At 39.6% G+C, this 26704-nt stretch carries 17 protein-coding genes; 9 read left to right on the top strand and 8 right to left on the bottom strand.

The window, feature by feature from the left end:
• Positions 1-27 precede the first annotated feature (27 nt).
• The 5 genes from ACO6UW_RS06175 to ACO6UW_RS06155 all read left to right on the top strand — a co-directional run bounded on the left by ACO6UW_RS06175 (position 28) and on the right by ACO6UW_RS06155 (position 5307).
• A complete protein-coding gene (locus ACO6UW_RS06175) occupies positions 28-1167 on the top strand; it encodes an acyl-CoA dehydrogenase family protein (RefSeq protein ID WP_057063012.1) in 1140 nt (379 codons plus the stop codon).
• Between the two features lie 81 nt (positions 1168-1248).
• The gene (locus ACO6UW_RS06170; RefSeq protein WP_057063011.1) at positions 1249-2499 is read left to right on the top strand and encodes an OprD family porin; all 1251 of its coding nucleotides are present in this window, start codon (positions 1249-1251) and stop codon (positions 2497-2499) included.
• 56 nt (positions 2500-2555) lie between these two features.
• The gene (locus ACO6UW_RS06165; RefSeq protein ID WP_057063010.1) at positions 2556-3092 is read left to right on the top strand and encodes a DUF3237 domain-containing protein; all 537 of its coding nucleotides are present in this window, start codon (positions 2556-2558) and stop codon (positions 3090-3092) included.
• 40 nt (positions 3093-3132) lie between these two features.
• Entirely contained in the window at positions 3133-3522 is a 390-nt protein-coding gene (locus ACO6UW_RS06160) for a PaaI family thioesterase (protein ID WP_057063009.1), read from the top strand.
• Between the two features lie 33 nt (positions 3523-3555).
• Entirely contained in the window at positions 3556-5307 is a 1752-nt protein-coding gene (locus ACO6UW_RS06155) for a tannase/feruloyl esterase family alpha/beta hydrolase (protein WP_057063008.1), read from the top strand.
• A gap of 65 nt (positions 5308-5372) precedes the next feature.
• On the opposite strand, the gene ACO6UW_RS06150 is transcribed toward ACO6UW_RS06155, so the two are convergent.
• From ACO6UW_RS06150 to gudD, 4 genes are all read right to left on the bottom strand, one after another.
• Entirely contained in the window at positions 5373-6086 is a 714-nt protein-coding gene (locus ACO6UW_RS06150) for a FadR/GntR family transcriptional regulator (protein WP_000092887.1), read from the bottom strand.
• Positions 6087-6328: 242 nt separating this feature from the next.
• Positions 6329-7915 (bottom strand): aldehyde dehydrogenase (NADP(+)), encoded by a 1587-nt coding sequence (locus ACO6UW_RS06145; RefSeq protein ID WP_057063007.1) that lies wholly within the window; start codon positions 7913-7915, stop codon positions 6329-6331.
• Positions 7916-7945: 30 nt separating this feature from the next.
• A complete protein-coding gene (kdgD, locus tag ACO6UW_RS06140; protein ID WP_005077071.1) occupies positions 7946-8857 on the bottom strand; it encodes a 5-dehydro-4-deoxyglucarate dehydratase in 912 nt (303 codons plus the stop codon).
• Positions 8858-9123: 266 nt separating this feature from the next.
• Positions 9124-10458, bottom strand: coding sequence for a glucarate dehydratase (gene gudD, locus ACO6UW_RS06135; RefSeq protein ID WP_009387747.1), 1335 nt, complete (start codon positions 10456-10458; stop codon positions 9124-9126).
• Positions 10459-10743: 285 nt separating this feature from the next.
• Here gudD and ACO6UW_RS06130 point away from each other — a divergent pair, with 285 nt between their 5' ends.
• The 3 genes from ACO6UW_RS06130 (at position 10744) to ACO6UW_RS06120 (ending at position 14742) form a co-directional block, all read left to right on the top strand.
• The gene (locus ACO6UW_RS06130; RefSeq protein ID WP_000369462.1) at positions 10744-12102 is read left to right on the top strand and encodes an MFS transporter; all 1359 of its coding nucleotides are present in this window, start codon (positions 10744-10746) and stop codon (positions 12100-12102) included.
• Positions 12103-12172: 70 nt separating this feature from the next.
• Complete coding sequence (gene garD / locus ACO6UW_RS06125) at positions 12173-13720, top strand: galactarate dehydratase (protein WP_057063006.1); 1548 nt, start codon at positions 12173-12175, stop codon at positions 13718-13720.
• A gap of 125 nt (positions 13721-13845) precedes the next feature.
• Positions 13846-14742: a DMT family transporter gene (locus ACO6UW_RS06120; RefSeq protein WP_057063005.1), complete on the top strand. Its 897-nt coding sequence runs from the start codon at positions 13846-13848 to the stop codon at positions 14740-14742.
• A gap of 15 nt (positions 14743-14757) precedes the next feature.
• Here ACO6UW_RS06120 and ACO6UW_RS06115 read toward each other — a convergent pair whose 3' ends face one another.
• The gene (locus ACO6UW_RS06115) at positions 14758-15828 is read right to left on the bottom strand and encodes an AraC family transcriptional regulator (RefSeq protein WP_057063004.1); all 1071 of its coding nucleotides are present in this window, start codon (positions 15826-15828) and stop codon (positions 14758-14760) included.
• 129 nt (positions 15829-15957) lie between these two features.
• On the opposite strand from ACO6UW_RS06115, the gene ACO6UW_RS06110 reads away from it, so the two are divergent.
• Entirely contained in the window at positions 15958-17418 is a 1461-nt protein-coding gene (locus ACO6UW_RS06110; RefSeq protein WP_005077082.1) for a coniferyl aldehyde dehydrogenase, read from the top strand.
• A gap of 264 nt (positions 17419-17682) precedes the next feature.
• Here ACO6UW_RS06110 and ACO6UW_RS06105 read toward each other — a convergent pair whose 3' ends face one another.
• From ACO6UW_RS06105 to ACO6UW_RS06095, 3 genes are all read right to left on the bottom strand, one after another.
• On the bottom strand, positions 17683-18573 hold the full coding sequence (locus ACO6UW_RS06105; RefSeq protein WP_005077084.1) for a DUF6882 domain-containing protein: 891 nt from the start codon (positions 18571-18573) through the stop codon (positions 17683-17685).
• 14 nt (positions 18574-18587) lie between these two features.
• Positions 18588-25088 (bottom strand): DUF637 domain-containing protein, encoded by a 6501-nt coding sequence (locus ACO6UW_RS06100; RefSeq protein WP_422406525.1) that lies wholly within the window; start codon positions 25086-25088, stop codon positions 18588-18590.
• A gap of 24 nt (positions 25089-25112) precedes the next feature.
• A partial coding sequence (locus ACO6UW_RS06095) for a ShlB/FhaC/HecB family hemolysin secretion/activation protein (protein ID WP_057062180.1) occupies positions 25113-26704 on the bottom strand: 1592 nt, incomplete at its 5' end.

Here is a 26704-nt window from a genome sequence, read left to right as displayed (position 1 = left end):
CTCACTTTTGCCTAAAAAAGGTTCAACATGCCACACGATACAGAATTTGAACTATTTCGGGATAGCTATCGCAGGTTCTTAAAAGAACAGGTTGCTCCGTATTATGAACAATGGGAACACGATGGCCTTATTCCACGTGATCTATGGCTTCGTCTTGGAGAAAATGGTTTTTTGTGTGTTGATGTGCCTGAGGAATATGGCGGCTATGGCGCTCCTGTGCACTACTCACTCATGTTGGTTCAAGAAACTGCTCAAGCTGGCTTTGCATCTTTAGCTGTCGCCATTGGCGGGCAAAATGAATTGGTTTCTCCTTACCTGCAAAATATCGGAACTGAAGAGCAAAAACGCTATTGGTTACCGAAAATGGTGACAGGTGAAGTCGTCACTGCAATTGCCATGACCGAAGCAAATGCTGGTTCAGACTTACAAGCCATACGCACTCAAGCCATTTTAGAAAATGACCACTATCGTGTGAATGGTTCAAAAACGTTTATTTCAAATGGTTTGCACGCCGACCTGATCGTTCTAGTGGCGAAAACCGATCCACAAGCTAAAGCAAAAGGTATTTCGATTTTACTAGTCGATGCCGCTTTAGACGGCGTTAAAAAAGGCCGCTCTTTACAAAAAATCGGGCTGCATGCCCAAGATACAGCCGAACTGTTTTTTGATGATGTCTGTGTACCTGCAACTCAGCGTTTAGGTGAAGAAGGACAAGGCTTTGCCTATTTAATGCAAGAGTTACCTCGCGAACGTTTGAGTATTTCCATGATGGCTTTGGGGTCAATTTTAGGCGCCATCGAACTGACCAAAGACTATGTATTAGAGCGTAAAGCTTTCGGACAACCTTTAAGCCAAATGCAAAACACGCGATTTGTACTCGCAAACGCGCAAATCAAAGCAAAAGCCGCACAAGCCTTTGTAGATCAATGTGCAGCGCTATATCAACAACACCAGTTAAGCGTCGCTCAAGTTGCCGCATTGAAGTGCTTTATTACCGACACTCAATGTGAAGTGATTGACCAATTACTTCAGCTTTTTGGTGGCTATGGTTACATGCAGGAATACCCGATTTCACGCTTTTTTGTGGATGCGCGGGTACAAAAAATTTATGGGGGAACTAATGAAATTATGAAAGAAATCGTGGCCCGAGAACTGCTCGGAAAATAATTCGATTTAAAAACCAAACAAGGCAGACACAACAACTATGCCTTGTTGAAAATAAAAAATGATATTTCAGGAAGAAATGCTATGTCGAAATTATGGATGTACTCTACCCTTATGCTCTCAGGTTCAGTGTGGGCTGGCAGTTTTATTGACAACAGTTCAGTAGAACTCACCACACGAAATTTCTATTTTGACCGCGACTACCAAGAGCAATCCGCTTACCCTGCTGCCAAGGACTGGACACAGGGGTTTATTCTTAAAGCCAATTCAGGTTATACCGAAGGGACTGTCGGTTTTGGGCTGGATGTGCTTGCAACGGCGGGTTTCAAACTTGATGCCGATGCAGAGCATGGAGGTACAGGTAACTTACCTAGAGACACGCGCACCAATGAACCTGCTGACTCTTATGGCGAAATTGGGGTCACAGCAAAAGCAAAAATGAGCCAAACCGAGCTACGCATTGGTACGCTCATGCCAATGAACCCTGTTTTAGTGGCTTCACCCGCGCGTTTACTTCCTCAAACTTATCGAGGAATTTCACTGACCAGTAAAGATATTAAAGATTTTGATTTACAGGCAGCCTACCTCGATAAAGTGAATCATCGGGATTCAACCAACTATGAAAAAATTAAAATTTCTGGGGTGAATGGACGATTTAAAAGTGCCGAAACTGATGGGCTTTATTATTTAGGTGGAAACTATCAGTTTAATCCTGCACTCAAACTCACCGCTTTTTATATGGATGTTGATGATCTTTATAACCAAACCATGGTCGGTGCTTTACACCAATTTAAAATTAACGACACCACCAACTTTAGTTCGCAATTACGTTACTACCGCAGCCGAGATGACGGACAAGCAAAAGCAGGTTTAGTCGATAATGATCTTTATCATGCGCATTTCGAACTCAAACATCAAAACCATAAATTTATTTTTGGCACCTTCCAACATCACGGCGACACCGCTTTTCCGTATTTGACGGGAGGTGAAACTGGACTTCTCATTGACACATGGCCGGGCGAGTTTTTAAACCCAAAAGAAAAAGCCTATAGCTTCCGTTATGAATATGACTTTAAAGATTATGTACCGGGTTTACGTTTTATGACCCGTTACACCACAGGTCACAATATTTATGCACCCAACTTAGGTGGGACCAATTTAAAAGAACGCGAAACAGACTTTGATTTAGGCTACACCGTTCAAAGTGGCTGGTTAAAAAATCTAGGGCTACGCGCGCGCTACGCCATTTATGACAACAACATGCTCTCTACAGCCAATATCAAACCTGTAAACGAAACCCGTATCAACATCGACTACACATGGAAATTTAAATAATTAAAACCAGAGGTTCTGTCACACATAGAACCTCTTTTTATTTCGGGAAATTCATCATGAAGAAAGTTGTAACGCTACTCTGCGGAATTTGTCTCATTGGCCTGACTCATGCAGAAACGCAACATAGCCCACCACCCATTCAGCTTGAGCCTTTAGCAAAATTTAGTGTTGATTTAAATGCGCCTGTTTGGGAATTAGGCACGACCAGTGATGCAGGTAAACGCCGAATTATTCCCATTACAGGTGGGACATTCGAAGGGAAATCACTTAAGGGCCGCATTTTAAATAATGGCGCAGATTGGCAAATTGTCGACAGTAAAGGATTGGCAATTATTGATACGCGATATTTGTTAGAAACCGATGATGGTGCGCTTATTTATCTTCAAACCAAAGGTTACCGACATGGCTCAGCAGAAACACTAAAACAGCTTGCTCAAGGCAAAGATGTCGACCCGAAAAATTACTATTTCAAAATTACCATGCAGTTTGAAACCAGCTCACCTAAATACTCATGGCTTAACCAGACCGTTGCAGTAGGTAGTGCAATGCGTTTGGGTAAAGCAGTTATTTATGATGCCTACACCTTGAAATAATAATTTTTATAACACTTACAAAAAGGATGGAGCCTTCATTATGGATCAAAAAACTTTAGAACACTTACCGCCCATCCACCACCATTTGGGCGGACACAATATTTATTGGAATGATAAGAACACTGAACTCACTATCCATTACATAGCCCTAGAAAGCTTTACCAATCCACGCGGCACCGTTGAAGGCGGCATGATCTGCGCCATGCTTGACGATGTGATGGGACTTTTTGCATTTCTCGCCAATGACCATAAACCCGCTACCACCATCAACTTAACAATGGATTTTTTAAGGCCCTGTGCTGTGGGTGAAGTCATTACAAAATGCCGATTCATTAAACAAGGCAAAACCGTACTGAATCTCGAAAGTGAAGCTTGGCAAAACAACAAAATGATTGCACGAAGCACAGCTAATTTTCTGGTTTTAGATTAATTGCGACCATTCATTCAATAAGGATATGAATAAATGAATTACACCAAAAATAAACGAATTTTGACCCACTCCGCTTTAGTACTTGCCATGCTTGGTTCTTTGGCAGGCTGTGGAAGTGATAGTGATGACACAACGATTCCCTCAACAACCAAACCACCGCAGTTATCTCCTGCTGTAGGCGCAAAACTAACTGGAAGCTGTTCAGACTTACTTGGATTTCAGTACAACAATACCGTTATTAGCTCAGCTACCCTTCAAGAAGCAGGTACATTGACTGTCGCCAACAAACCGATTGGCGCACATTGTTTGGTCAAAGGTTATATGGACCAACGGGTAAGCCCTGTCGATGGACAAACTTATCAAATTGGTTTTGAAATGCGCTTACCAATAGACTGGAACGGCCGTTTCCTCTATCAAGGTAATGGCGGAACCGATGGTAATTTAGTTCCTGCAACAGGTCAGGTTGGCAGCGGTGGTCCACTGACCAATGCTCTACATGATGGTTTTGCTGTTATTTCCTCCGATGCCGGACATAACGCTTCACAAAATCCAATGTTTGGTTTAGACCCTCAAGCCAGAATCAACTACGGCTATGGTGCAATTACCAAACTCACGCCTATGGCAAAAAACTTAATTAAAGCCGCATATGGTAAATTGCCAGACCGCTCCTATGCAGGCGGCACATCGAACGGCGGCCGTCATGCCATGATTGCCGCAACCCGTTTGGGCGACCAATATGATGGCATTTTGGCAAGCACACCAGGTTTTCACCTACCTCGTGCAGCCGCGGCTCAACTCTATACAGCGCAGCAGCTTCGTCGTGTCGCAACAGATGAAAATGACCTAAGTACCGCTCTTACTCTTTCAGAGCGTAAAGTTTTAGCAAAAGCGATTTTAGATCGATGTGATGCTTTAGACGGTGTTGCAGATGGCTTGGTTCAAGATGTCGAATCTTGTCGTACAGCTTTTGATATTCACAAAGATGTACCCATTTGCTCAAGTACAAGAGATGGTACTTGTTTAAGTACCGAACAAATTGATGTATTAGCCAATATTTACCGTGGTCCTGTAAATTCGGCTGGACAAGCCCTCTATGCAACCCAGCCTTTCGACCCCGGTTTAGTCGGCAGTAACTGGGCAAGCTGGAAATTTGAATCTTCGGTGGGAACAGCACGTGACCCAGTTGCTGTCGGCATTCTTTTTCAGGTTCCACCAGACCCAACTGTGACTCAAAATTCTAGACAATTTGCCTTTAATTTTAACTTCGATACCGACTATCCAAAACTCTCGGCAACCAATGATGTTTATACTGAAAGTTCGATGTCTTTCATGATGCCACCTGATGAACTTAATCTAGATAAACTCCGTAATCACGGTGGAAAAATGATTGTGGTACAAGGCACAGCAGATGGCGTTTTCTCTGTAGATGACACTCAAAATTGGTACGATCAACTGCTACAACACTATAAAAATGATGCAAAAGGTACAGCACCTGAATTTGCACGTTTCTTTAGAGTTCCGGGCATGAACCATACCCGTGATGGTATTGCGACTGACCAATTTGATGCGCTGACTGCTTTAGTCAACTGGGTGGAATATGGGCAAGTCCCTGACAAAATCATTGCGACCGCACGCGGAGCTGGTAACCCAAGTGCTCAAGTGAATACTGAACTTCCACAAGACTGGGCACCAGACCGTACCCGTCCACTTTGTCCTTACCCACTGATTGCCCGTTACAATGGTCAAGGTGATAGCGAAAAAGCTGAAAACTTTAGCTGTAAATAACATCCTATAAAATTAAAAGAGAGCTTAAATAAGCTCTCTTTTTTATCTTAATCTTAGCTCAAGTTTTACTGCTTAAACTTTTTAATACTTTTAGACAAATGAGCTCGCATCATTTGTCGAGCCAACAAACCATCCTGATCAACAATTGCGTTATAAATATTGACATGATCATGATGAACCGCTTTTAAATATTCTTCGCGGTTTTCAGGACTTTGCTCAATAGATTTAACACGTGCACGCGGAATAATTTTTTCGCCAAGATACTTTAGAAAATCAACGAAATATTGGTTTTCAGAAGCTTCAGCAATGGCAATATGGAAATCATAATCAGCTTTTACTGTGCCATCATTTGCATCTGATGAAATATGACGTTCAAAGTCTTCAAGCGCAGCTTTCATTTTATCGATGTGGATTTGCTTACGGCGCTCAGAGGCTAAAAAAACAGCTTCAGACTCAAGGCTAATCCGAAGCTCAAGTAAAGAAACAATATCGTTAATGGTTTCTAAACTGGCATTAGACAGCAAAAAATTCTGTTCAACCGTCTGCTCTTTTACAAAAGTACCAATCCCGTGACGAGTCTCGACAAACCCTAAAGAACGCAACTCAGTGATTGCTTCACGAATAACAGAACGGCTTACTTCAAAAGTTTCAATTAATTCAAGTTCGGTCGGAATTTTCTCTCCGACTTGGAAGTCTCCAGACTGAATTTTTTCGATCAGTTGTTCTACAATAATCTGGCTTAGTTTTTTTGTTGATCTAGGTTTAATTGCGCTAGACATAATCTGAAGAACTCATGAAATGTTGAAAAAAATTATAAAATTCATTTTACTATAAACTTAGCCGATAGTCATATTCGGTTTTTATACCTCTAAGTTATTAAAATCAAAATATTTTATCTCTGTTATCAAACCCTCACACATATTTAAAAAGTAAGCAATTTGTGCTTATTTAAATATTTAACAATTCGTTGAATAAGTTAAAAAATATGCAGCTCAATAGCGTTGATTGAGCTGCATAACTTTTAAATTTTGGCCTGAGTTAATTGCCCATTAACCAGACGAGTAATCTGTAATGGATTACTATCTTTTAATGCATCGGGTAATAAAACTTGTGGTGTATTTTGGAAACATACCGGACGCAAGAAACGCTCAATCGCTCCCGTACCCACCGAAGTTCCGCGTGCATCACTGGTTGCAGGGAAAGGGCCACCATGCACCATGGCGTCAGACACTTCAACTCCTGTCGGGAAACCGTTAAACAATACACGGCCAGCTTTACCAGTTAGCAAATGAAGAAGTTCGCCTGCTTCGGACAACTCATTTTCATCACCAATAATGGTTGCCGTGAGCTGTCCACCTAAAGCCTCGATCCCTTTTAACAAAGTCGCTTCATCCTCTACGCCAATCACAATCGACATTGGCCCGAAAACTTCATGTTGTAGTTTTGGGTTGCCTGACAATAAAACAGATTGGTCCGCTTTAAACAGATGTGCTTTTGCTTGAGAAACTAACTCGGCCTCTTGACCTGTCGCAACTACTTCAAAACCAGCTTCACTGTTTAGAGCATCAATACCTTGTCGGTAGCTTTTTAAAGTACCTTCATTCAGCATGACCTGAGGCACAGCTTTTTGCGTACTTTCAGCTAAAGCTGCTACGAAACTGTCAAATTCAGGTCCTTCTACACCTAAAATTAACCCCGGTTTTGTACAGAACTGGCCACATCCCATATTAAATGAGGCAACCGTATCCTGAGCAATTTGTTCACCACGAGAACTCAGCGCTTGAGATAAAACCACTACAGGGTTCACACTCGACATTTCAGCAAAGAATGGAATTGGCTGAGGACGGCTCTGCGCAAGGTTATAAAGTGCCATTCCGCCTTCAAGAGAACCCGTAAAACCAGCTGCCTGAATCAGTGGATGTTCTACCAAGTTTGCACCAATACGGCCACCAAAAATCATATTGAATGTGCCTTTAGGCATACCGCAAACTTCAATTGCTTTTTCAATGGCTTCTGCAACAAGCTCAGCAGTCGCCATATGGCCAGAGTGTGCTTTAAAGACAACCGGACACCCTGCTGCTAAAGCAGCTACGGTATCACCGCCTGCAGTTGAAAATGCAAGTGGGAAATTACTCGCGCCAAACACAGCAACCGGTCCTACCCCAACTTTATATTGACGCAAATCGACACGCGGCAAAGGCTTACGTTCTGGTAATGCCACATCAATACGAGCACCATAAAAATCGCCACGGCGTAAAAGTTCAGCAAACAGTCGAAGCTGACCAGTAACACGGCCTGTTTCTCCTTGAAGACGAGCAAGTGGTAAGCCTGTTTCAAGTGAAGCGACTTCTTGCAGGTTCGCACCTAATGCTTCAATTTGGCGAGCAATCTCTTCTAGAAAAGAGGCACGTTGCTCTTGAGAAGTTTGGCTATAAACTAAAAAAGCGTTATGTGCAGCTTGAGCAGCTTGATCCACTTCTTCAAGGGTCGCCTGACTAAATACATAACCTGTTGGCTCATAGTCTTTTGCAGCTATACTTTCTAGAGCTGGCGCATTTGCAGCAACACGTTGACCATTAATAAACTGCCGACCGTTATTTTTACTCATTTTAAAGCTCCAATACCTAAATAGTTAGAATTATTGCGGACCAAGTGTCGCAATGAGCGCAGCCAAATCTTCATAGTCTGCTTGAGTTAAATCACTTAATGGCGGACGTACTGGACCTGCATCATGTCCAATAATTTTGGCACCTGCTTTAATCATGCTTACCGCATAACCTGATTTACGGTCGCGAATTTTAATCAATGGCAAGAAGAAATCTTTAATCAAACGATTGGTTGTTTCAAAGTCATCACTGCGAAGCGCGTTATAAAACTCCATAGCAGTCTTTGGAATAAAATTAAATACAGCTGATGAATAAACTGGGCAACCTAAGGCTTTATATGGCGCTGCAAAAACTTCTGCTGTTGGTAAACCACCTAAATATGACAAACGATCACCCATAGTCTGAGTCACTGCTGTCATCATATCGATTTGACCAGAGCTGTCTTTAAAGCCGATTAAGTTCGGGCACATCTCGGCTAACTTTTGGATTGAATCGAGATTTAATCTTGAAACGCTACGGTTATAAAAAATTACGCCAAAGTCTACTGAGTTACATACTTGCTTAACGTGTTCGATCAAACCTTCTTGGCTTGCTTCAGTTAAGTAATGCGGCATTAACAAAATACCGTGTGCACCTAAGCGCTCTGCTTCTTTTGCCTGTTCAATCGCCTGACGTGTCGGACCACCTGCCCCAGCAATAATCGGTACACTACCTTTACAAGTATCGACAGCTGTTTTAATCACGTCAGAGTATTCACTTCCAGTTAACGAGAAAAACTCGCCTGTACCACCCGCAGCAAATAATGCACTTGCACCATAAGGCGCTAACCATTCAAGACGTTTTGCATAAGAAGATTTATTAAAGTCCCCATTTTGGTCAAAGTCAGTAACCGGAAAAGAAAGAAGGCCATCAGAAACAATGTTTTTTAACTCAAGAGCATCCATTAGAAAATATCCATACATGTTTATGTTGTCAGACATCTTACATCATAAATTTTATTTTAATCAATATATTTTTCCTCTGGAAAATTAAATTTTTTAAAAAGATCAAAGTTCATTATCTAAAATAATTTAACCTATTGTTTTATAAAACATCTTTAAAAACTCTCAATATTAGGACTAATCGTTAGACATAAAAAAAGCTGCCCATATGGACAGCAAAGCATTAAGAAAACTCAAAAAGCGAATTTTTCAAAGATATCGGTAAAACATTAACGAACCAAACACGGCTTTTTATTATTAAACGACCAATTTGGTATTAAAAATTGCATCGCATCGGCATCATTACGAGCTCCTAAACCTTTTAATTTATACAGTTCATGGGCTTGATTAATTCGATCCCAGTCCAGCTCAACCCCAAGTCCTGGTGCTGTTGGCACCTGAATTTTACCGTCTTTAATTTCAAGCGGCGCTTTCGTTAGCTGATCTGTACCTTCTTGCCAAATCCAGTGTGTATCAATTGCCGTAACCTTACCTACCGCGGCTGCAGCAACATGGGTAAACATCGCAAGTGAAATATCAAAGTGATTATTAGAATGCGAACCCCACGTTAAATTGTACATATTGCAGAGCTGCGACACTCGAACCGAACCTTCCAATGTCCAAAAATGTGGATCAGCCAAAGGAATATCAACAGCTTGCAATTGAATACTATGCGACATTTCTCGCCAGTCCGTAGCAATCATATTGGTTGCAGTGGGTAAGCCTGTTGCACGTTTAAACTCGGCCATAATTTCACGGCTTGAATAACCTTGTTCTGCACCGCATGGGTCTTCTGCATAGGCCAGCACCCCTTTAAGGTGTTTACCTAAAGCAATGGCTTCATCTAAAAACCATGCTCCGTTTGGATCAAGCGTTACACGCGCTTCTGGAAAACGGCGCGCGATGGCTGTAACAGCTTCGGCTTCTTGTTCGCCCTGTAACACGCCACCTTTTAGCTTAAAGTCTTTAAATCCATAACGATCATAAGATGCTTCTGCTAAACGCTGTACAGCCTCAGGTGTTAACGCTTTTTCATGACGGACTTTATACCAGTCATGGTTATGCTGAGGTGTAGTCGCATAGTCTAATGAAGTCTGTTTTCGGTCACCGATAAAGAATAAATATCCTAAAACTTCAACTTCACTACGTTGCTGGCCTTCACCTAGTAAGCTTGCGACATTCACATTTAAATGCTTGCCCAGCAAATCAAGTAATGCTGACTCATAAGCCGTTACAACATGAATTGTGGTACGTAAATCAAAGGTTTGATTGCCTCGACCACCGCTGTCACGATCAGCAAAAGTTTGCTGAATTTTTTTGAGCAAGTTTTTATATTCACCAATCGGCTGCCCTTCTACCAAGGCTTTAGCATCATTTAATGTCGCTAAAATTTTCTCTCCGCCTGGAATTTCACCTACACCAATATTTCCAGAGTTATCTTCAATGATGAGTATATTACGAGTGAAATAAGGTCCATGGGCACCACTCAAATTAAGCAGCATACTATCATGCCCAGCAACAGGGATTGCTCGAATCGATTTAACAATAGGTGTAGAGGTCGCCATTAAAATACTCCTTGGCATACTGATACTATTCTTTCATCACCAAAACTTATAAGACATCAGACAACTTGTCAATATAAACTCGTACAAAAATTATTTTTCGAGCCTACTTGCCAAAATAATATTTTTAATCATATGATGTCATACATCTAAAGGCGCGGTTTTAGAATTAGGACTATAGAGTAGATACATCATTCCGTTTTCTCATCTATTCTATCGATGAATTTGACATGACGTCACCTATTTCACGGATATGCAAATAGGTCGATTATTAAAAAGAGTTTGTATATGGATAATCTGCAAACAAATATTGCTGTAGTGACTCAGCAAAGGGCCAAGCATACAAAAACTCGCTATTACATTCTTGCGATGATTTTTTTGGTCACGGCTTTTAATTACGGTGATCGTGCAACTCTCTCAATGGCAGCAACGCCAATGTCTCATGAACTGGGAATTGACTCAGTCACTATGGGATATATTTTCTCGGCCTTTGCATGGGCCTATGTGATTGGTCAAATTCCAGGCGGCTGGCTACTCGATAAGTTTGGTGCTCGCCGTGTATATTTCTGGAGCCTGTTTTTATGGTCTTTGTTCACTGTTTTAATCGGTTTTACCGACATTTTAGGTGATACTGCCACCATCATTACTTCGCTCTTTATACTCAGATTTTTAGTCGGTCTGTCTGAGTCACCTGCTTTTCCGGGTAACAGTAAAATTGCTGCTGCATGGTTTCCAACCAAAGAACGTGGAACTGCCGCTGCCATTTTTAACTCATCCTCTTATTTCTCAACCGTACTTTTTGCTCCCCTCATGGGTTGGCTTGTTGCAACCGTCCACTGGCAGTCTATTTTCTGGGTCATGGGTGGTCTTGGAATCATTCTTTCCTTTATCTGGCTCAAGGTCATTTATAGCCCGACCAATCATCCAACAGTAAATCCTGAAGAAGTAAAATACATTGCTTCAGAAGGTGCTTTACTCGATATGGGCGAAAACAGCCAAAACGCTAAAAAAGAGAAAATTACTTGGAGTAAAGTTAAACAACTTCTTGCTTCACGTATGATGCTCGGTATTTTTATTGGCCAATATTGTGTAAATACACTGACCTATTTTTTCTTGACTTGGTTCCCTGTTTACCTTGTCAAAGAAAGACATCTCAGCATTTTAGAAGCGGGTTTTGCAGCGGTTGCACCAGCACTCTGTGGCTTTGTAGGCGGAATTTTAGGTGGCTTAATTTCAGATAAGTTAATTCGAATGAATTACAGCTTAAGCTTTTCGAGAAAGCTCCCTATCGTAGTCGGCTTCTTGGTATCAACCTCAATTATCTTATGTAATTACGTAGATTCTCAAGCAGCAATCGTATTCTTTATGTCCTTATCATTCTTCGGTAAAGGAATCGGCTCTTTAGGCTGGGCAGTGATGTCTGACGTTGCACCAAAAGAAATGGTGGGTTTATCAGGTGGAATGATGAATGCATTTGGTAATACGGCAGGAATCGTGACCCCAATTGTGATCGGCTATATCTTGGCAAGTACTGGTTCTTTCAACCTTGCATTAACTTATGTCGGTGTACATGCCATCGCAGCTGTCATTTGCTATACCGTTATTGTCGGCAAGATTCAGCGCTTCGAGTTAAAACCTACCTCTTAAACCTTTACACCATAACGCTTAACTAACTTAAGCGTTATGACCTCTCTTCAAATGTATACAAGGAACGATCATGCTGAAGCCTCTCCTCATAAAAATTAGTCCTCTTGATAATGTAGCCATTGTAGTCAATGACGGTGGCTTACCATCCTCTACATATATTGAAGAATACCAACTCACCTTGGTTGATGAGGTACCACAAGGACATAAGGTTTTATTGGAGCCGTTAAAGCAAGGTGAAGCAATTGTTCGTTATGGCGAAATCATTGGCTATGTCAACAAAGATTTACCCGCAGGTTCTTGGGTAAATGAAGCCGTTACCCAAATGCCAGAGGCACCTGAGCTAGATGCTCTTGAGTTAGCAACTCGCCCCGATCCTAAGCTTCCTCCACTGACCGGATATACATTTAAAGGTTATAAAAATAAGGATGGCAGTGTCGGTACAAAGAATATTTTAGGTATTACGACCAGTGTTAACTGTGTAGAAGGTATTGTCGATTATGTCGTTAAAATTATTGAACGTGATTTACTTCCTAAATATTCAAATGTAGATGGTGTAGTCGGATTAAACCATTTATATGGTTGTGGTGTGGCAATCGATGCCCCCGCTGCAATTGTTCCTATTCGTACCATACATAACCTTGCACTCAACCCTAATTTTGGTGGAGAAATTATGGTGGTGAGTCTGGGCTGCGAAAAAATGCAACCCGAACGACTTTTAAATATTCCTAAAGAAAACAAATATATTCCTCTAGCAAATGAAGATATTATTCAGTTGCAAGATGAACGCCACAACGGTTTTGAAAGTATGGTGAACCATATTTTAACCGTGGCAGAACAACACCTTGAAAAGCTTAATCAACGTACTCGAGAAGAAGTTCCAGCTTCTCATTTAGTTGTAGGCATGCAATGTGGTGGGAGTGATGCATTTTCCGGAGTTACCTCTAACCCTGCCGTTGGTTTTGCAGCTGACCTGATTGTGCAATGTGGCGGCACCGTCATGTTTTCGGAAGTTACAGAAGTCCGCGATGGTATTCACCTACTTACTCCACGTGCAGCAAATGAACAAGTTGCCAAAGATCTAATTCGGGAAATGAAATGGTATGACGATTACTTAGCAGCAGGCCAAGTGGACCGAAGTGCCAATACCACACCAGGTAATAAAAAAGGTGGACTGAATAACATTGTAGAAAAAGCGATGGGATCAATTGCAAAATCGGGCCGCTCACCGATTGTAGAAGTTCTCGCACCGGGTCAAAGACCGACTAAAAAGGGTTTAATTTTTGCGGCCACCCCTTCGAGTGACTTTATCTGTGGTACGCAGCAAATGGCATCTGGTATTACCGTTCAAGTCTTTACCACAGGTCGCGGTACACCCTACGGGCTGGCAGCCGTACCTGTCATTAAAATGGCAAGCCGAAACAATATTGCAAACCGTTGGTATGACCTGATTGATATCAGTGCTGGCGATATTGCGATTGGGAAGAAAACTATTGAAGGAGTGGGCTGGGAACTTTTTGAAATGATTTTACGCGTGGCTAGTGGTGAGCAGCAAACGTGGTCGGACCGTTGGGGTATTCATAACTCACTCGCTGTATTTAACCCTGCACCAGTGACCTAATAAGGTTTAGAAGATGAGGTTATATCACCTCATCTTTCTTATTTCCCCTATTAATTACGACACATTTCACTAAAACTTAACAGCGCTGCTAAAATAACATCGAAAATTAAGAACTGTATTTCTCTATGCAAAATCAAACTGCTTCAAACCTCCCCTCTACACAACTTGGAAAAGCACTGCTTTGTCTTATGACGTCGGCATTATTGTTTTCCATTATGGGAGTGTGCATTCGTTTTGCTTCACAAACGGTGGACAATGCGACCGTCGTGTTTTTTAGAAATGCAGTAGGTTTATTTATTTTTATTCCGATGCTCTTTAAACAGGGGCTAGATTTTATTAAAACCGATAAACTCTGGATGCATACTTGGCGAAGCATTGTCGGGCTAGCCGCTATGTATGGTTTTTTCTATGCCATTGCGAACTTAAAACTATCGAACGCCATGGTTTTTAGTTATTCATCTCCTATCTTTATTCCACTGATTGCATGGCTTTTCTTAAAAGAAAAAATTACCAAGTCTATGATTTTTGCCGCTGTGATTGGGCTCATTGGAGTTTTATTTGTCGCTAAACCCGATCAAGGTCTATTTAACGCATTATCTTTTATTGGCTTGGGTGCATGCTTTTTATCAGCAATGGCCTTTGTCACCGTAAGAGCTTTAACCAGTACAGAGCCACCTGAACGTATCGTTTTTTACTTCTGTGTTTTTGGTAGTTTAATTTCCTTTATTCCGATGTTTTGGCATTGGCGTATTTTCACTTGGCATGAATTAGCATTACTCATTGCCGCAGGACTTTTAGCTAATATTAGTCAACTGTTTATGTCTTATGCCTACAGCTTAGCGCCGGCAGGACAAATTGGCCCAATGAATTACATTGCTATTATTTTTGCAGGAATTTGGGGATTTGTTTTTTGGCATGAATTACCGGATCTATTCAGTATTATCGGCATATTTATTATTTTATTTGCGATTTTGCTCTGTAATCCATTTTTGCAGAAAAAGCTACTTTCTCGATTTAAATAACAAACAAACTTTAACCTAATTTAGGTACTGTATTCGATACTCATTTGGTGAAATGCCTGTCCAATGGCGATAGGCTTTTCTAAAATTAGAAGTATCTGAAAAGCCAATTCTTTCGGCAATTTCATCTACGGTTAAAGTTGTTTCTCGCAAATATTCATCCGCAAGACGGCGCCGAGTCTCATCTAACAACTCTTGGTAAGTCAAATTAAACCCTGCCAAGCGTCGATGTAAGGTCCTCTTTGACATATGTAAGCGTTCGGCCATTTCTAGAGCCGATGGAAAAAGCCCTGTTCCATCCAATAATATTAGACGGATTGTTTTCACCAACTCAGGCTCCTCAAGTTCAGCAGCACCTAGCATCCGCTCACAAAACGATTTACACATATCAGCGGTAATCGGGTTGGCATTTGGGCAAGGCACATCGAGCCATTTTAAATCAAAGTGCCATTGCATCACCCCAGCATTAAACTGAACGGGACAATGAAAAATTTTTTCATATTCTTCTGCATAGTCAGGCGCTGGATAGGGCAACAAAAGCTTCTTCGCTTGAAATGGCCCTTCAAGCACCCGTTCAATTAAGGTTTGCATTGAGCTAAACCAAAACTCGCACACTAAAGGCAAAAGCTTGCCAAGTGTAATAATGTCATGCCCTTCAAAAACGGCAACATCATCTCGAATATAAAAAGACTTCTTTAAAATAGGCCCCGCAAGCTTAATGTGTCGAATGCCAAGCTCTACCGCTTGTCTAAAATTACGTGAGGAATATAGCGCATAGCCATATACACCAAAATCTGACAGTCGCTGCTTTTGTCCTGCACGTAGTCCGATGAGCGGATCATGTGAAAAACGTTGAATATTTTGAAATAACTGAATTTTTTGAACTTGAGAAATATATAAAGAGGATTGATTCATCGCATCTGGCGAAATATTTGTGCCAGATAGAACATCTGATATTGAATGGCCTTGCAAACCCATTTCATCAAATAAACTGGTCAAACCTAGCAAATATGTATTGGCACCTAAGGATGTATTATCATAATTTCCTTCGATAATAGCATTTGTATCTTTATAAAGATTTTTAGGCATTTAACTCACACCATCCCTAGAGTGACATGCATAATGGCACTAAACTACCTCTTGTTGTCTCAATTTAACATCGACCATACAACGCTTCAAGCATAAAGTATGATAAGCAAAAGTATGGAAGGAATAATAATGGAACAGTCCACCTTAAAAGAATATAGCGGCTCTGCCACTGAACATATGGAACTTATTTTTTCCAAACAACGTGCCAATTTTGAGGCAGATCCCTATCCAAGTCTTGAAGCACGTCGCACAAAACTGCATCAACTTAAAAAACAAATTATCCGTTATCAAGATGCTTTAGCTGCCGCGATTAATTCCGATTTTAGTTCAAGATCACTTGATGAGTCTAAACTATTAGATTTGCTTGGCTCTGTGTTAGAAGCCGATCATGCGATTCATCATTTACGCCGCTGGATGCGTCCAAGTAAACGCCGTACCGAGCTTTTATTTTTATCAAACCGTTTAAGTGTGCAATACCAACCTAAAGGCGTGGTTGGTGTGATTGTACCTTGGAATTTCCCAGTTTATTTAGCACTTGGCCCACTCATTGCCGCATTAACTGCAGGCAACCGAGTCATGATTAAACTCCCTGAAATTACACCAAATACCAATGCCATGCTAAGACGCATGCTTGCCGAAGTCTTTAACGAAGATGAAGTAGCCGTGTTTGGTGAAGAAATTACAGACCCAGCAAGATTTACCTCTTTGCCATTTAACCATATTGTATTTACAGGTTCTCCTGCCATTGGCAAAGTCGTCATGCGAGCTGCTGCTGAAAATCTAACACCTGTTACACTTGAGTTAGGTGGCAAATCACCGGCCATTGTGAGCCGTAATTACCCACTTGCCGATGCGGCAAAACGTATTACCCATGGCAAAGCAACTAATAGTGGTCAAATCTGTGTAGCGCCTGACTACGCGTTGGTTCCCAAAGAAAGTATTGATGAATTTGTTGAAGCTGCGAAATCAAGCTTTATAAAAATGTTTGGTCAAAACATTGAAAATAATGAGAATTACACATCCATTGTGAACGGCCGCCATTTAAAACGTATTCAAGATATTTTGACCGATGCGCAAGAAAAAGGTGCCCTTATTATTCCTTGCGATACTTATAGCTTTGACCAACAAGGTCGCAGGATGCCTGTGCACATTGTGCTGAATTGCACGCCAGACATGCGGATTATGAAAGAAGAACTCTTTGGCCCTATTTTACCTGTGGTGGCTTATGATTCTTTAGATGATGCGATTACCTATGTGAAATCGGACGAACGGCCTTTAGCCCTTTATTGCTTTACGCATAGTTCAATAGAACGTGATCGTATTTTGCGTGAGACTCATTCGGGTGGTGTGACCATCAATGATTGGGGTTGGCATGTAGTTAACCATGATGGTCCTTTCGGTGGTATCGGCAACTCAGGCATGGGGTCATATCATGGTGAGGAAGGTTTCCGCGAACTTTCACATGCTAAAACAGTTTTTATTCGTCATCGGTTTTTCCCGACTCAGCTTTTCCACCCTCCTTATGGAACATTCCTTCAAAAATTAGCGATTCGCTTTTTCTTGAAAAAAGGCGATCCAAGTATTAAATAAAGAATATAAAAGAAAGCCTCGTAATGAGGCTTTTTGGTTAATTATAGAATTGATTAATGCAATAGAGTTATATCCCAATTACTTATAGACCAATTCAGAATTTTTAGTACCAAAACCTAGTATGAGTAATAGCTATACTGTTCCTATTACAGTAGTCAATAAAATGGTACATAATTAAAAAAAGCTTGGATTACCAAGCTTTTTTTAATACTAATAAAATATCTATATTTAAATAAATAATTGTCTACAACTAATCATCAAAGTTTATTGACTGTCATTTTTAAAAACAATATAAATCCAATTACCATTCACTTTACCTCGATATGCTCCATCAGCTTTTGCCAAATGTGCTGCTAAAGCAGTAAAGTTCCATGCTTCTTCTTCACTACAATAAACTAATTGTTGTTGTAACTCAGCAATTTCATATTGTTCTCCGTACTTTTTAACAATTAAAGCCACTTCTTGCAGATCCTGTGGAATAGAAGGATGTTCCCATGCCCACATAAATGTTTGGTTTCTCTCATCATAAGTTCCTATCACATTAATTTCAAAAAACTCTTGTCGATCACCAATATTAAATGTTATGCCCCCTATAACAAGATCAATATCCCACTCATCTACAATATTCATACCCCAATCATTTGATGCTTTTAAAGTCTTTAGCTCTAACTCTTTACGACATGCTAGATAAATAGATTGAATATTTAAGCTTTTGACACCATCTTGATATGTATTCGACTGAGTATTACTATCTGTTAAGGTTTCTTTTTTAATTTCTTCTTCAAGGTCAATCGTAGGATTACCCTCATACCATTCAGGTATTCTTGGATTATACTCAACTTTTATTTCTCCATCAAAATGCAAAGTAAAAGTAATACCCCAAATTATTTCTTTTGTTCTTATATAATTCTCTTTCTGAATTTCAATAGCCCTATCACACAAACTACTAGAAATACTATTAAAGGGATCTTCTCCATCTGCATATATATCCCCTGTTTCATCTATATTTCCATCAAAAACAATAAATTGCTCAAACTTAGAAGAGTGAATAAACATGCCAATTTTTGTAACAATTGAATCCCATGGCCTATTTTTAACAAAAATTAAAGATTGCTTTTTAAATAATTCTATATCGGAACTTAATAATTTGTACATTCATTTAATCCCTATTACTGTGAAAATTGATAATTAGTGGATTTTCCATTAATAGTAGCAGTTACTATAAATTTATTAGGTCTACTACTGCCAGTGGGATAACCTACTGCAACTTTCATATTTACATCCTTGCCTAGTTTAACCGCATTTGCTAACTCACTTTCCATAGCTTTCCAACTACCGTTATTTAATGTTTTGGCCATAGGAACTAAATTAATACGATCCCCTGAACCACCAAGAGATGCAGCTATTAAATGCCCTCCTTGATCTCCTGAAATACCACTTTTACCAGCAATACTTTGTTGATAATTATTTCGATCCATTAAAATATTTCTTAAATTGGCAGTAACCTCTTTAACATTCCCGCTATTATCGGTAACGTATGCAGCACCATTAGGTAACAAATAAGCTGAATTTGCTTCAAGCTTCCCATTGGCTTGCTTAGCCCAGCCACCTTTTGCTCCCACATCTATTTGATGAATTTTTTTAACATCCCCCCGATTTACAAGTTCCTCTATTTTTTTATCATCAAAAAATTGACCGTTTTTAATATTTGGTAAACGCTTCGCAATAGTATTCCTATCTTTAAGAAGATCCTGAACAATCTTGACATCTTTTTTATCAATTCCAGTTGCAAGATCAATTAATGCCCAAGTTCTTTCAAGAGGAGTTGAACCAGCACTAAATGCTGTTTTAAAAGAATTCAACATATCTTGATATTCACCTGTAGCAGTATCTTTTAAAATATCCTTCCAAACATTGGTATCATTTAAGTTCTTGCCAGCTTTTTGTAATTCAGTAGCTTTTTTAAAAATCTTATAGGCAGCTTTACCAGTAGATGAAAGTACTTTACCCCAATTGTTTTCTATAGCAGTTGATGCGGATTGCGAAGCAACAGTTACATCATATCCTGCTGAAGCAGCAACTACACCCGAAATCAATTGGCCAACATTTCTAACTTTATTTAGCTGAGCTTGACTATAATCTCCGTCATTTTCAGGTTCCATATCAAACGATCCAGCAACCATTTCCCCAACTACCGCCCCAATCGCTCCAGCTTCGCATTTTTCTTGTAATGAACTAGCAATACAACCAGCTGCAGCATGAGCTAGTTTATGCAAAATTTGGTCAGAAAGTTCTTTACTACCAAGATCAAGATTTTCACCAATTTCTCCAGCTAAAGAACCTTGTAATGCTACACTCAATCCTGCCACAAGACTTGCACTTAATTTTTCACTTAGACTACCTCCATTAACTGCCGTATCAACACTAGCACTAACAGTAGAATTAACTAAAGCTTGTCCCACTCTACCTGATAAATTTGTAAAGAATTCTCCAGACTTAGTAGTTTCCTGCAAAGCTTTCATCTGATCAATTGATGCAATTTTACTTAAAACTCCTGCTGTAACAACAGATGTTGCTAAACTCTTAATTGAATCTTTACTTCCTAAATCTTTAAGCGTCTTACCAATATCTCCACCATTATTAATTAAACTAACGCCTGCTTGAGTTGCTAAACTTGTAATAGCAGCATTTGCCATAGCACCAAGTGTAGAAACACCTGTAATTGTGGTTACACCTCCAACTGTTGCTGTTGTAACGCCTGCTGAACCAATCATACTTGCGCCCAAACCAACAGTAGTTCCACTTGCTGCTGTTCCGCCAGCAGCACCTGCAGCTGCAGCCGTTCCTGTGCCCATAGTTACAATCGTTATAATAATCACAATAATTGCAGCACCTGCAGCTGTAAGACCTTGCTGTTTATAGTCCCAATCTTTTTGAGTTAATAAAACTTTTTGCCAATCTACATCTTTTCGATTAACAAACTCTTTTAAATATTCATTTCCCGGTTGCTTAGCTAAATCAAGAATCGCATCACGTAGCTCTACCTTATTAGCATCTTTTTCACTAATTGGAACTTGCACACTCAAACCACCAGCAGCTTTAAAGGTAGGTAAAACTGGACCGTTAAAACTTGGTAATTGAGCGGTTTCAGTAATAGAACCTTTATCTTGCATTGACTGCCAAGCTAATGAGCTTTTTTCTTTTTTTAAGAGCTCTGTAATAGATGTCTTTGCTGCTATTAACTCAAGTGTTCCTCCAGTTTCAATCGTTGCATTTTTTAAATAATCAAACTCTGTTCCCACAAGTTTCGTCTTATCAACCGCTTGCGTATTAATATAATCTGCTTTTAAATTTGCAGGTAATTCACTAATCTGAGTTCGTGTTGTATTAGTAGTAGTTTTTGATGAACCTAAAAGTGAGATAAGTTTAGAATATGAGGTTTTCTTTGTAACATCTACTGTACTGCTAGAAGATTCTTCCACAGTGTAAAAGTTAAGATTTCCCCCCGATTTAATCGAAATTGTTCCACCCTCAGCAGTAAAACGTCCAGAATAAATATCAATATTATTATCTGGAGTTTTAACATTCACTGACGTATCTAGTTTCTTCGTTTCAATAGAAATATTCTTTGCAGAAATATCAACTGAAGCTGCATTTGTGTCATTATTTTCAGAAACAGTCGTAATATACTTTTTCTTTAAACCACCCCATGATTTTTTCTTTTCAGTCGTAGTGGTCAGGTCATAGCTTTGCTCAATAGCTGCATCAAATAAAATACTTTTATTTGATTCTATTTTTACGTCACCATTTTTTGAAGTAATACCAGTAGCTTGTAAAACCAAGTTATCATCTTTAGTTTTTCCTACTGTTCTTATGTTAACCCCTTTGTCACCATTAATAATGGTAGGACTGACTAGTGTTCGGAAACTATAATTTCCTTCACTCTCAGTACCTTTTTCATAAAAATCTGTATGACCATCAACAATAATACTTGCATTTAATGATTTTGGTGGCTGATTAACCCCACTACTAATTGAAGATTTATACTGTTCGGCTAAAACACCACTTGCTTCTAAATTAACTTGTCCTAATTGAGCAGAAATATTTCCTCCACTTATAGATAAACCTTTAGCAGAAGTAATATTTATATTTCCTGATTTTGAAGTTAACTTAGTTTCAGCATGCTCAGATCCGTTTAGACTCTCCTTATAGAATAGTTCATTTTTTTCGACATCATTAATATAATCATTATCATATTTAAAACCAAAAACATAATCTACAGCAAGTGGAGTATTATTTCCACCAAGCAAGAACGGAAGCTGCCCAGGAACTGGATAATTTATTTTTATTGGATACTTATCTTTAAATACATTAAAATCTCTTTCATATTCTTTATATGCATTAACCCATATTTCTGAATTTTTATTTTTGGTTTGATCTAAAAGTTCATAATCCCAATATTTAAGAAACATATCATTATAATTGCGATATTTTTTCACCAAATTAGAGTAATCATTAAAATAATCTTGTGACTGTAGCTTTAAACGTTCCTTATTCATTTCTTCTATTTTTAAAGTATAATCTTTTGCTAAATTTAATTTTTGTAAACTAGAAAAATTATTTTTAACTCCATCAATTAACACATCATCTTTACTTGAAACAATCTTAATATCTTTTTGTGCTGTTAACTGTGAACCTTGAATATCAACTTTAGCACCCTCTAAATTGATTCCCCCATTTGCTGTATCCAACTTAACAACTTGTTCCGATCCATTACCGGTTGTTCCACCATAGCCTTTTAAAGTCAACGTACCAGTTTTAGAAACGAGTTCAATATCACCTACCGCCTTTAGGCTATAAACTTTTGGATCAATCGTTAAGTTAGAATTGGTTTGAATAGTTAGGTCACCATTTAAACTATTTAACTTTGTATCATTCTTGAGTAAATCACTTCCGACCGCATTCAAGTTCAATCCAGTCTGGCCTAAAATAAAACCACCCGCCTCTAATAAAACAGCCCCACCTGTTAAATTTGTATTTTGTAATACTTGGTTTCCTGTAGCCGTTATAGAAGTCACGCCCTTAGATGTTAGGTTTGTTACTTTATCCGCAATCCATTTGGTCGCTGGCGTATACTCAGCATTGCTATAAACCGTACGACCAGAGCTTACCGCCAGATGCTGGTCTGAAGTAGCATTCACCCCCTGTAAAGTCAGTAAATCTTTTGCATAGAGTTCGGTATTACCTTTTGACGTTAATACGCTGTCGATAATTGTACTCATGCCCGCTCGACTATTGATCGCAAGTTTACCAACCGTAGAGCTGAGGTCTGTATTTTGGATTTTAATATCCGATTTACTATTTTCTATCGAAACAGTTTGTCCTTTTAAAATATTATTTACCGTTTTAAATCGGCCCGTATCCCCAGTAACAACTACATCATTATTAGCCTTTAGATTGATTCCATTATTACTCGAAACTAATATATCGCCCTGACTTGCATTAACTTGTACCGATTGCAAGTTAACGGTGCCATCACCAATCGAGCCAAGTGTTACCCCTTTTAAGCCACTAATAACCGTCTGATCAGTTGTTAATTCATCTTTATCAGCCGAAGGCATCGCCTTGGTTGTTTGGGTCGAGTTTAAACTTATATTTTTATTCGCGAGTATAGAAATCTTTCCAGCCGAAGATGTGGCCTTTAAGCTATTTGCAGTAACTCCACCAGCAAGTGCGGTTAGATTAATATCACCTTGAGCCTTGAGTGCCTGACTTAAAACAAGGTCAGCAATTTCAGAACTCACATCAATATTTTTTTGTGAAGTCAGTGCACTATTGAGTGCTATTTGATTGGCATGTAGTTGAATACTGTCTTTATTGGAAATTTCTTTTGCTGTAACAGTTAAATTATTGGCTGCATCCAGCTGAACCAGACCTGTAATAAGCGGAAGTGCCTTGTCAGCATTATTCCAGACCAGATCACGTCCACTATAGGCTTTAATGTTTTTGACACGTGTTGCAGCGTTTTCAAGTGAAAAACCAAGATTCTTTAGGTTTAGATCTCCTGAACTATACAGGTTGAGATCTTTACCCGCATAGATCGTCCCACCTTGAAGATCAATCAGGTTTTGAATATTAGCCGAATTTGCTTGTAGGTTGATTGAACCTAATGATGCCTGTATATGGTTCTCTGTAAGTGATAACTTACCATTACTTAAAACATTTAAATCTTTGGCAGCAATCAGTTTTGCGCCTTTGGCTGCGACCAAGTCTTTTTGTACTTGTATGGTTGCTGTACCACGGTTACTTTTGAGTTCCGATCCAGCGGCAAGATTGATATTTGCTGCATCAATATAGACATCCCCTCCTTGTGAATCATCCATAATGCGGGTATCTGCTGCCAGATTGATATTACCTTTGGCATTAACAATTAAAGGTGACGAAGCTAAGCTGCCGTTATTAATAATAATTTCTTTAGCATTTACATTCAGGTTATTGCCTGAATCGATATTTAAGGCACTATTACTGTTAATACTGCCTGATGAGTTGATATCGGCAGCTGCACCCGTACCCGTTGTTTGTATGTTCACTAAACCTTGGGTTTTACTGGTCGAACTGATTGTGCCACTGTGTTCAATTTTTCCGGCACTGGTAATCACCAGATTGTTAACTGCCTGAACAGTCCCTGCGTTAGTCACGCCTAAGCCTTTTTCAGTTCCCATCAAATAGATATTATTGGCATACATCCCACCTAGCGCTTTAACATCTACCGCCAATGTCGGTGCAGTTCCAGTACCTGTTTTAGGTGTAACATCCTGTAAATCTGCACTGACATTATTTGCTCCAGCAATCACCTGAATATCATTTTTAGCACGTAGCTCAGCACTAAGTTCTAATGCACGCGCATAGAGGTCTACATAATTTGCATCGTTATTATTTCCGCCTAGTCCAAATTTAGAATTAGGGTTTGCTGAAACCGTAATTTTTCCTTGGTCAACCGTAAACTGCTTGATACTGCCATCAGCATTTAACTGAGGTTTACCTGTGGTGAAAATTGCCTTGTTGGCATTAATAAAGCCGCCACCTTTAATACTAATACCAGACGGGTTAGCAATAATCACATCTGCCATTTGCCCTGCGACTTCCAAGTTCCCCTCAAAGCGTGAAGCAGCTGATGAATTTACTTCATTTAAAATAACTCGCGCTTCGCCTGTGGCTAAAAATGGGTTGGCTGCAACGTTTCCTACTGTTTTTGTCGTAGCACCCTGACGACTGTTATTCAGGACAGCACCTTCAGCCAGTACATCAAACTGTTTATAAATATTATGGGATATCCCATTTTTTGGAGTTTGAATATTGACTACCGGAACAACTGTACCTGCCGAGTTCTTACCAGCACCAATCACTGCTCTATTCGCAGCATTTGCAGCACTGTCCGCTACAATACCCGCATAGACAGGTGCTAAAGGCATCCACAGACTTATACTGGCAACCAGTGCTTTCACTTGCCAGAGTTGATGAAATGCCTGAGATTCAGTGTTATCAATATTGTTCTGGGTACTTGCTTCACTTTGACCTGATGTCTTGGTTTGGCTTCTTACATTTTCAGCCACGGCCACAAACATTTGACGTGCTTTGCTATAAATAATGCGATAACTATTCTTGTTCATGAATAAAGTCTTTTCTAAAGTAAATTAATAAGAAAGGTTGATACTAAAACCGGTAACCCAGTCTTTTTTTATGCTGTCAGGTGCAATCAGCCCCCGACCTGTAAAGGCATCCAGATAAAAACTATTTTGATAGGTGCGTAACCCTAAAACACTTCCGAGTAAATAACGCTGACCCGGTATGCTATTGCGGCCATTGACCCAGCCCTGATCAACTGCCATATAAAACTGGGTATTAGGAATTGGTGCATTCAAGCTGATTTCTTGCTGTAGATACTGACCGTTATCTCCGGAAAGCATGAGCTCACCATCAAAACCTCGTACGCTATAGCGCCCGCCAATATAGAAGCGGTCATTCGGTACTAAAATTTTCGGTGCATATTGTCCACGCCAGTTAAGGCGGTATTGGGCAGGTTTTTCAAGCAAAAGGAATGGTGTGGTATAACGCAGATCTGCACTTAAAAGCGGAGCACGGGAGTAACCTTCAACAGGAAGATGTTTTCCTTCAATATTGGTAATATTTTCTTCTGGTGCAGTTCGGGCACCTACCCCCATCCCACGACGGTAATCGATGCTGCCGTCTAATACCGCATTTCCTAAATATTGACGGTGCTGAAACCCTAAATTCCAGCCTGAGGTTCTTCGGTGTAAGACATTAATTTCAATATCATCAATAAAACTTTGGCTTTCCTTATGATAAAGCTTTCCATAGACACTGGTTTTATGTTGTCCACTACGGCTAATGACACGAGATAAATTTAGGTTGGTTTGTTGGCTGTTACCATGGTAAAGCAGTGGACCATTCCCCCCTAAGACTGTTTGCTTGTATTGATAGTCATTATAGCTAAGACCTAAATCATAATAACCAACAGGCAACTGATAACTAATGAAATAACTTCGGTTTAAGTCTTCATGAAAGTCATCTAATGAGTGACTCACGTTTAACGATAAAATATCATTTAAATGAAACGGGTTATTGATACCTAGCCCAATATTCCCCATATAGGTACCAGTGTCCTGATTACCCGAGTCATCTACACTTAAATTGAAATTAACTTTTTGTAGGGGTTGAAGTTTGAGTATTAAATCGCTATAGCCCGTTAATTCTTTATCTTGAACACTTGCAGGAGTAATTTGCATATCTACTGCGTAGACACGCTTTAGATTTTCCAGCCCCTGATCGAGCCTTTTTAGATTCACAATATCGCCCGTTTTAAATGGCAACCCAGTCTTAAGCTGTAATGATGAGATTTTCCCTTCTTGTATAACAATCTTATTCAAGCGTCCGATTTGCACACTCAGGTTTAAATTCCCCTGATTTAAGTCTTGCGGACTCACGACAATTTGACTGGTAATAAAACCCTTTTTTAAAAGTTCATTTTGGGCATAGTTCACGATGTTATGTAAACTTTGGGTTCCAATACATTTACCCAAAACATTCTGTGGGTGTTTTTTTATAGCTTTAACCACAAAGTTAAATTGCTGTAGTTCAGACTCAGACTGATCATTTAAAGGGATAAAACTAATTTTTTTAACCACTACGCATGGGCTTTCTTTAACAACTAAATGCTTAAAATCCTGTAATGGCTTGGTGTTTTGGTAAGGAGTTTGCTGAGCAA

It is taken from the genome of Acinetobacter sp. JADD-222, assembly GCF_049310645.1.
Note: the sequence above shows the minus strand (reverse complement) of the source record. Positions and strands in the feature narration are given on the sequence as shown.

Bases quoted from the DNA above. Each gene is read 5' to 3' on its own strand.
- ACO6UW_RS06175 (WP_057063012.1), top strand. From the start codon at position 28: ATGCCACACGATACAGAATTTGAACTATTTCGGGATAGCTATCGCAGG.
- ACO6UW_RS06170 (WP_057063011.1), top strand. From the start codon at position 1,249: ATGTCGAAATTATGGATGTACTCTACCCTTATGCTCTCAGGTTCAGTG.
- ACO6UW_RS06165 (WP_057063010.1), top strand. From the start codon at position 2,556: ATGAAGAAAGTTGTAACGCTACTCTGCGGAATTTGTCTCATTGGCCTG.
- ACO6UW_RS06160 (WP_057063009.1), top strand. From the start codon at position 3,133: ATGGATCAAAAAACTTTAGAACACTTACCGCCCATCCACCACCATTTG.
- ACO6UW_RS06155 (WP_057063008.1), top strand. From the start codon at position 3,556: ATGAATTACACCAAAAATAAACGAATTTTGACCCACTCCGCTTTAGTA.
- ACO6UW_RS06150 (WP_000092887.1), bottom strand. From the start codon at position 6,086: ATGTCTAGCGCAATTAAACCTAGATCAACAAAAAAACTAAGCCAGATT.
- ACO6UW_RS06145 (WP_057063007.1), bottom strand. From the start codon at position 7,915: ATGAGTAAAAATAACGGTCGGCAGTTTATTAATGGTCAACGTGTTGCT.
- kdgD (WP_005077071.1), bottom strand. From the start codon at position 8,857: ATGGATGCTCTTGAGTTAAAAAACATTGTTTCTGATGGCCTTCTTTCT.
- gudD (WP_009387747.1), bottom strand. From the start codon at position 10,458: ATGGCGACCTCTACACCTATTGTTAAATCGATTCGAGCAATCCCTGTT.
- ACO6UW_RS06130 (WP_000369462.1), top strand. From the start codon at position 10,744: ATGGATAATCTGCAAACAAATATTGCTGTAGTGACTCAGCAAAGGGCC.
- garD (WP_057063006.1), top strand. From the start codon at position 12,173: ATGCTGAAGCCTCTCCTCATAAAAATTAGTCCTCTTGATAATGTAGCC.
- ACO6UW_RS06120 (WP_057063005.1), top strand. From the start codon at position 13,846: ATGCAAAATCAAACTGCTTCAAACCTCCCCTCTACACAACTTGGAAAA.
- ACO6UW_RS06115 (WP_057063004.1), bottom strand. From the start codon at position 15,828: ATGCCTAAAAATCTTTATAAAGATACAAATGCTATTATCGAAGGAAAT.
- ACO6UW_RS06110 (WP_005077082.1), top strand. From the start codon at position 15,958: ATGGAACAGTCCACCTTAAAAGAATATAGCGGCTCTGCCACTGAACAT.
- ACO6UW_RS06105 (WP_005077084.1), bottom strand. From the start codon at position 18,573: ATGTACAAATTATTAAGTTCCGATATAGAATTATTTAAAAAGCAATCT.
- ACO6UW_RS06100 (WP_422406525.1), bottom strand. From the start codon at position 25,088: ATGAACAAGAATAGTTATCGCATTATTTATAGCAAAGCACGTCAAATG.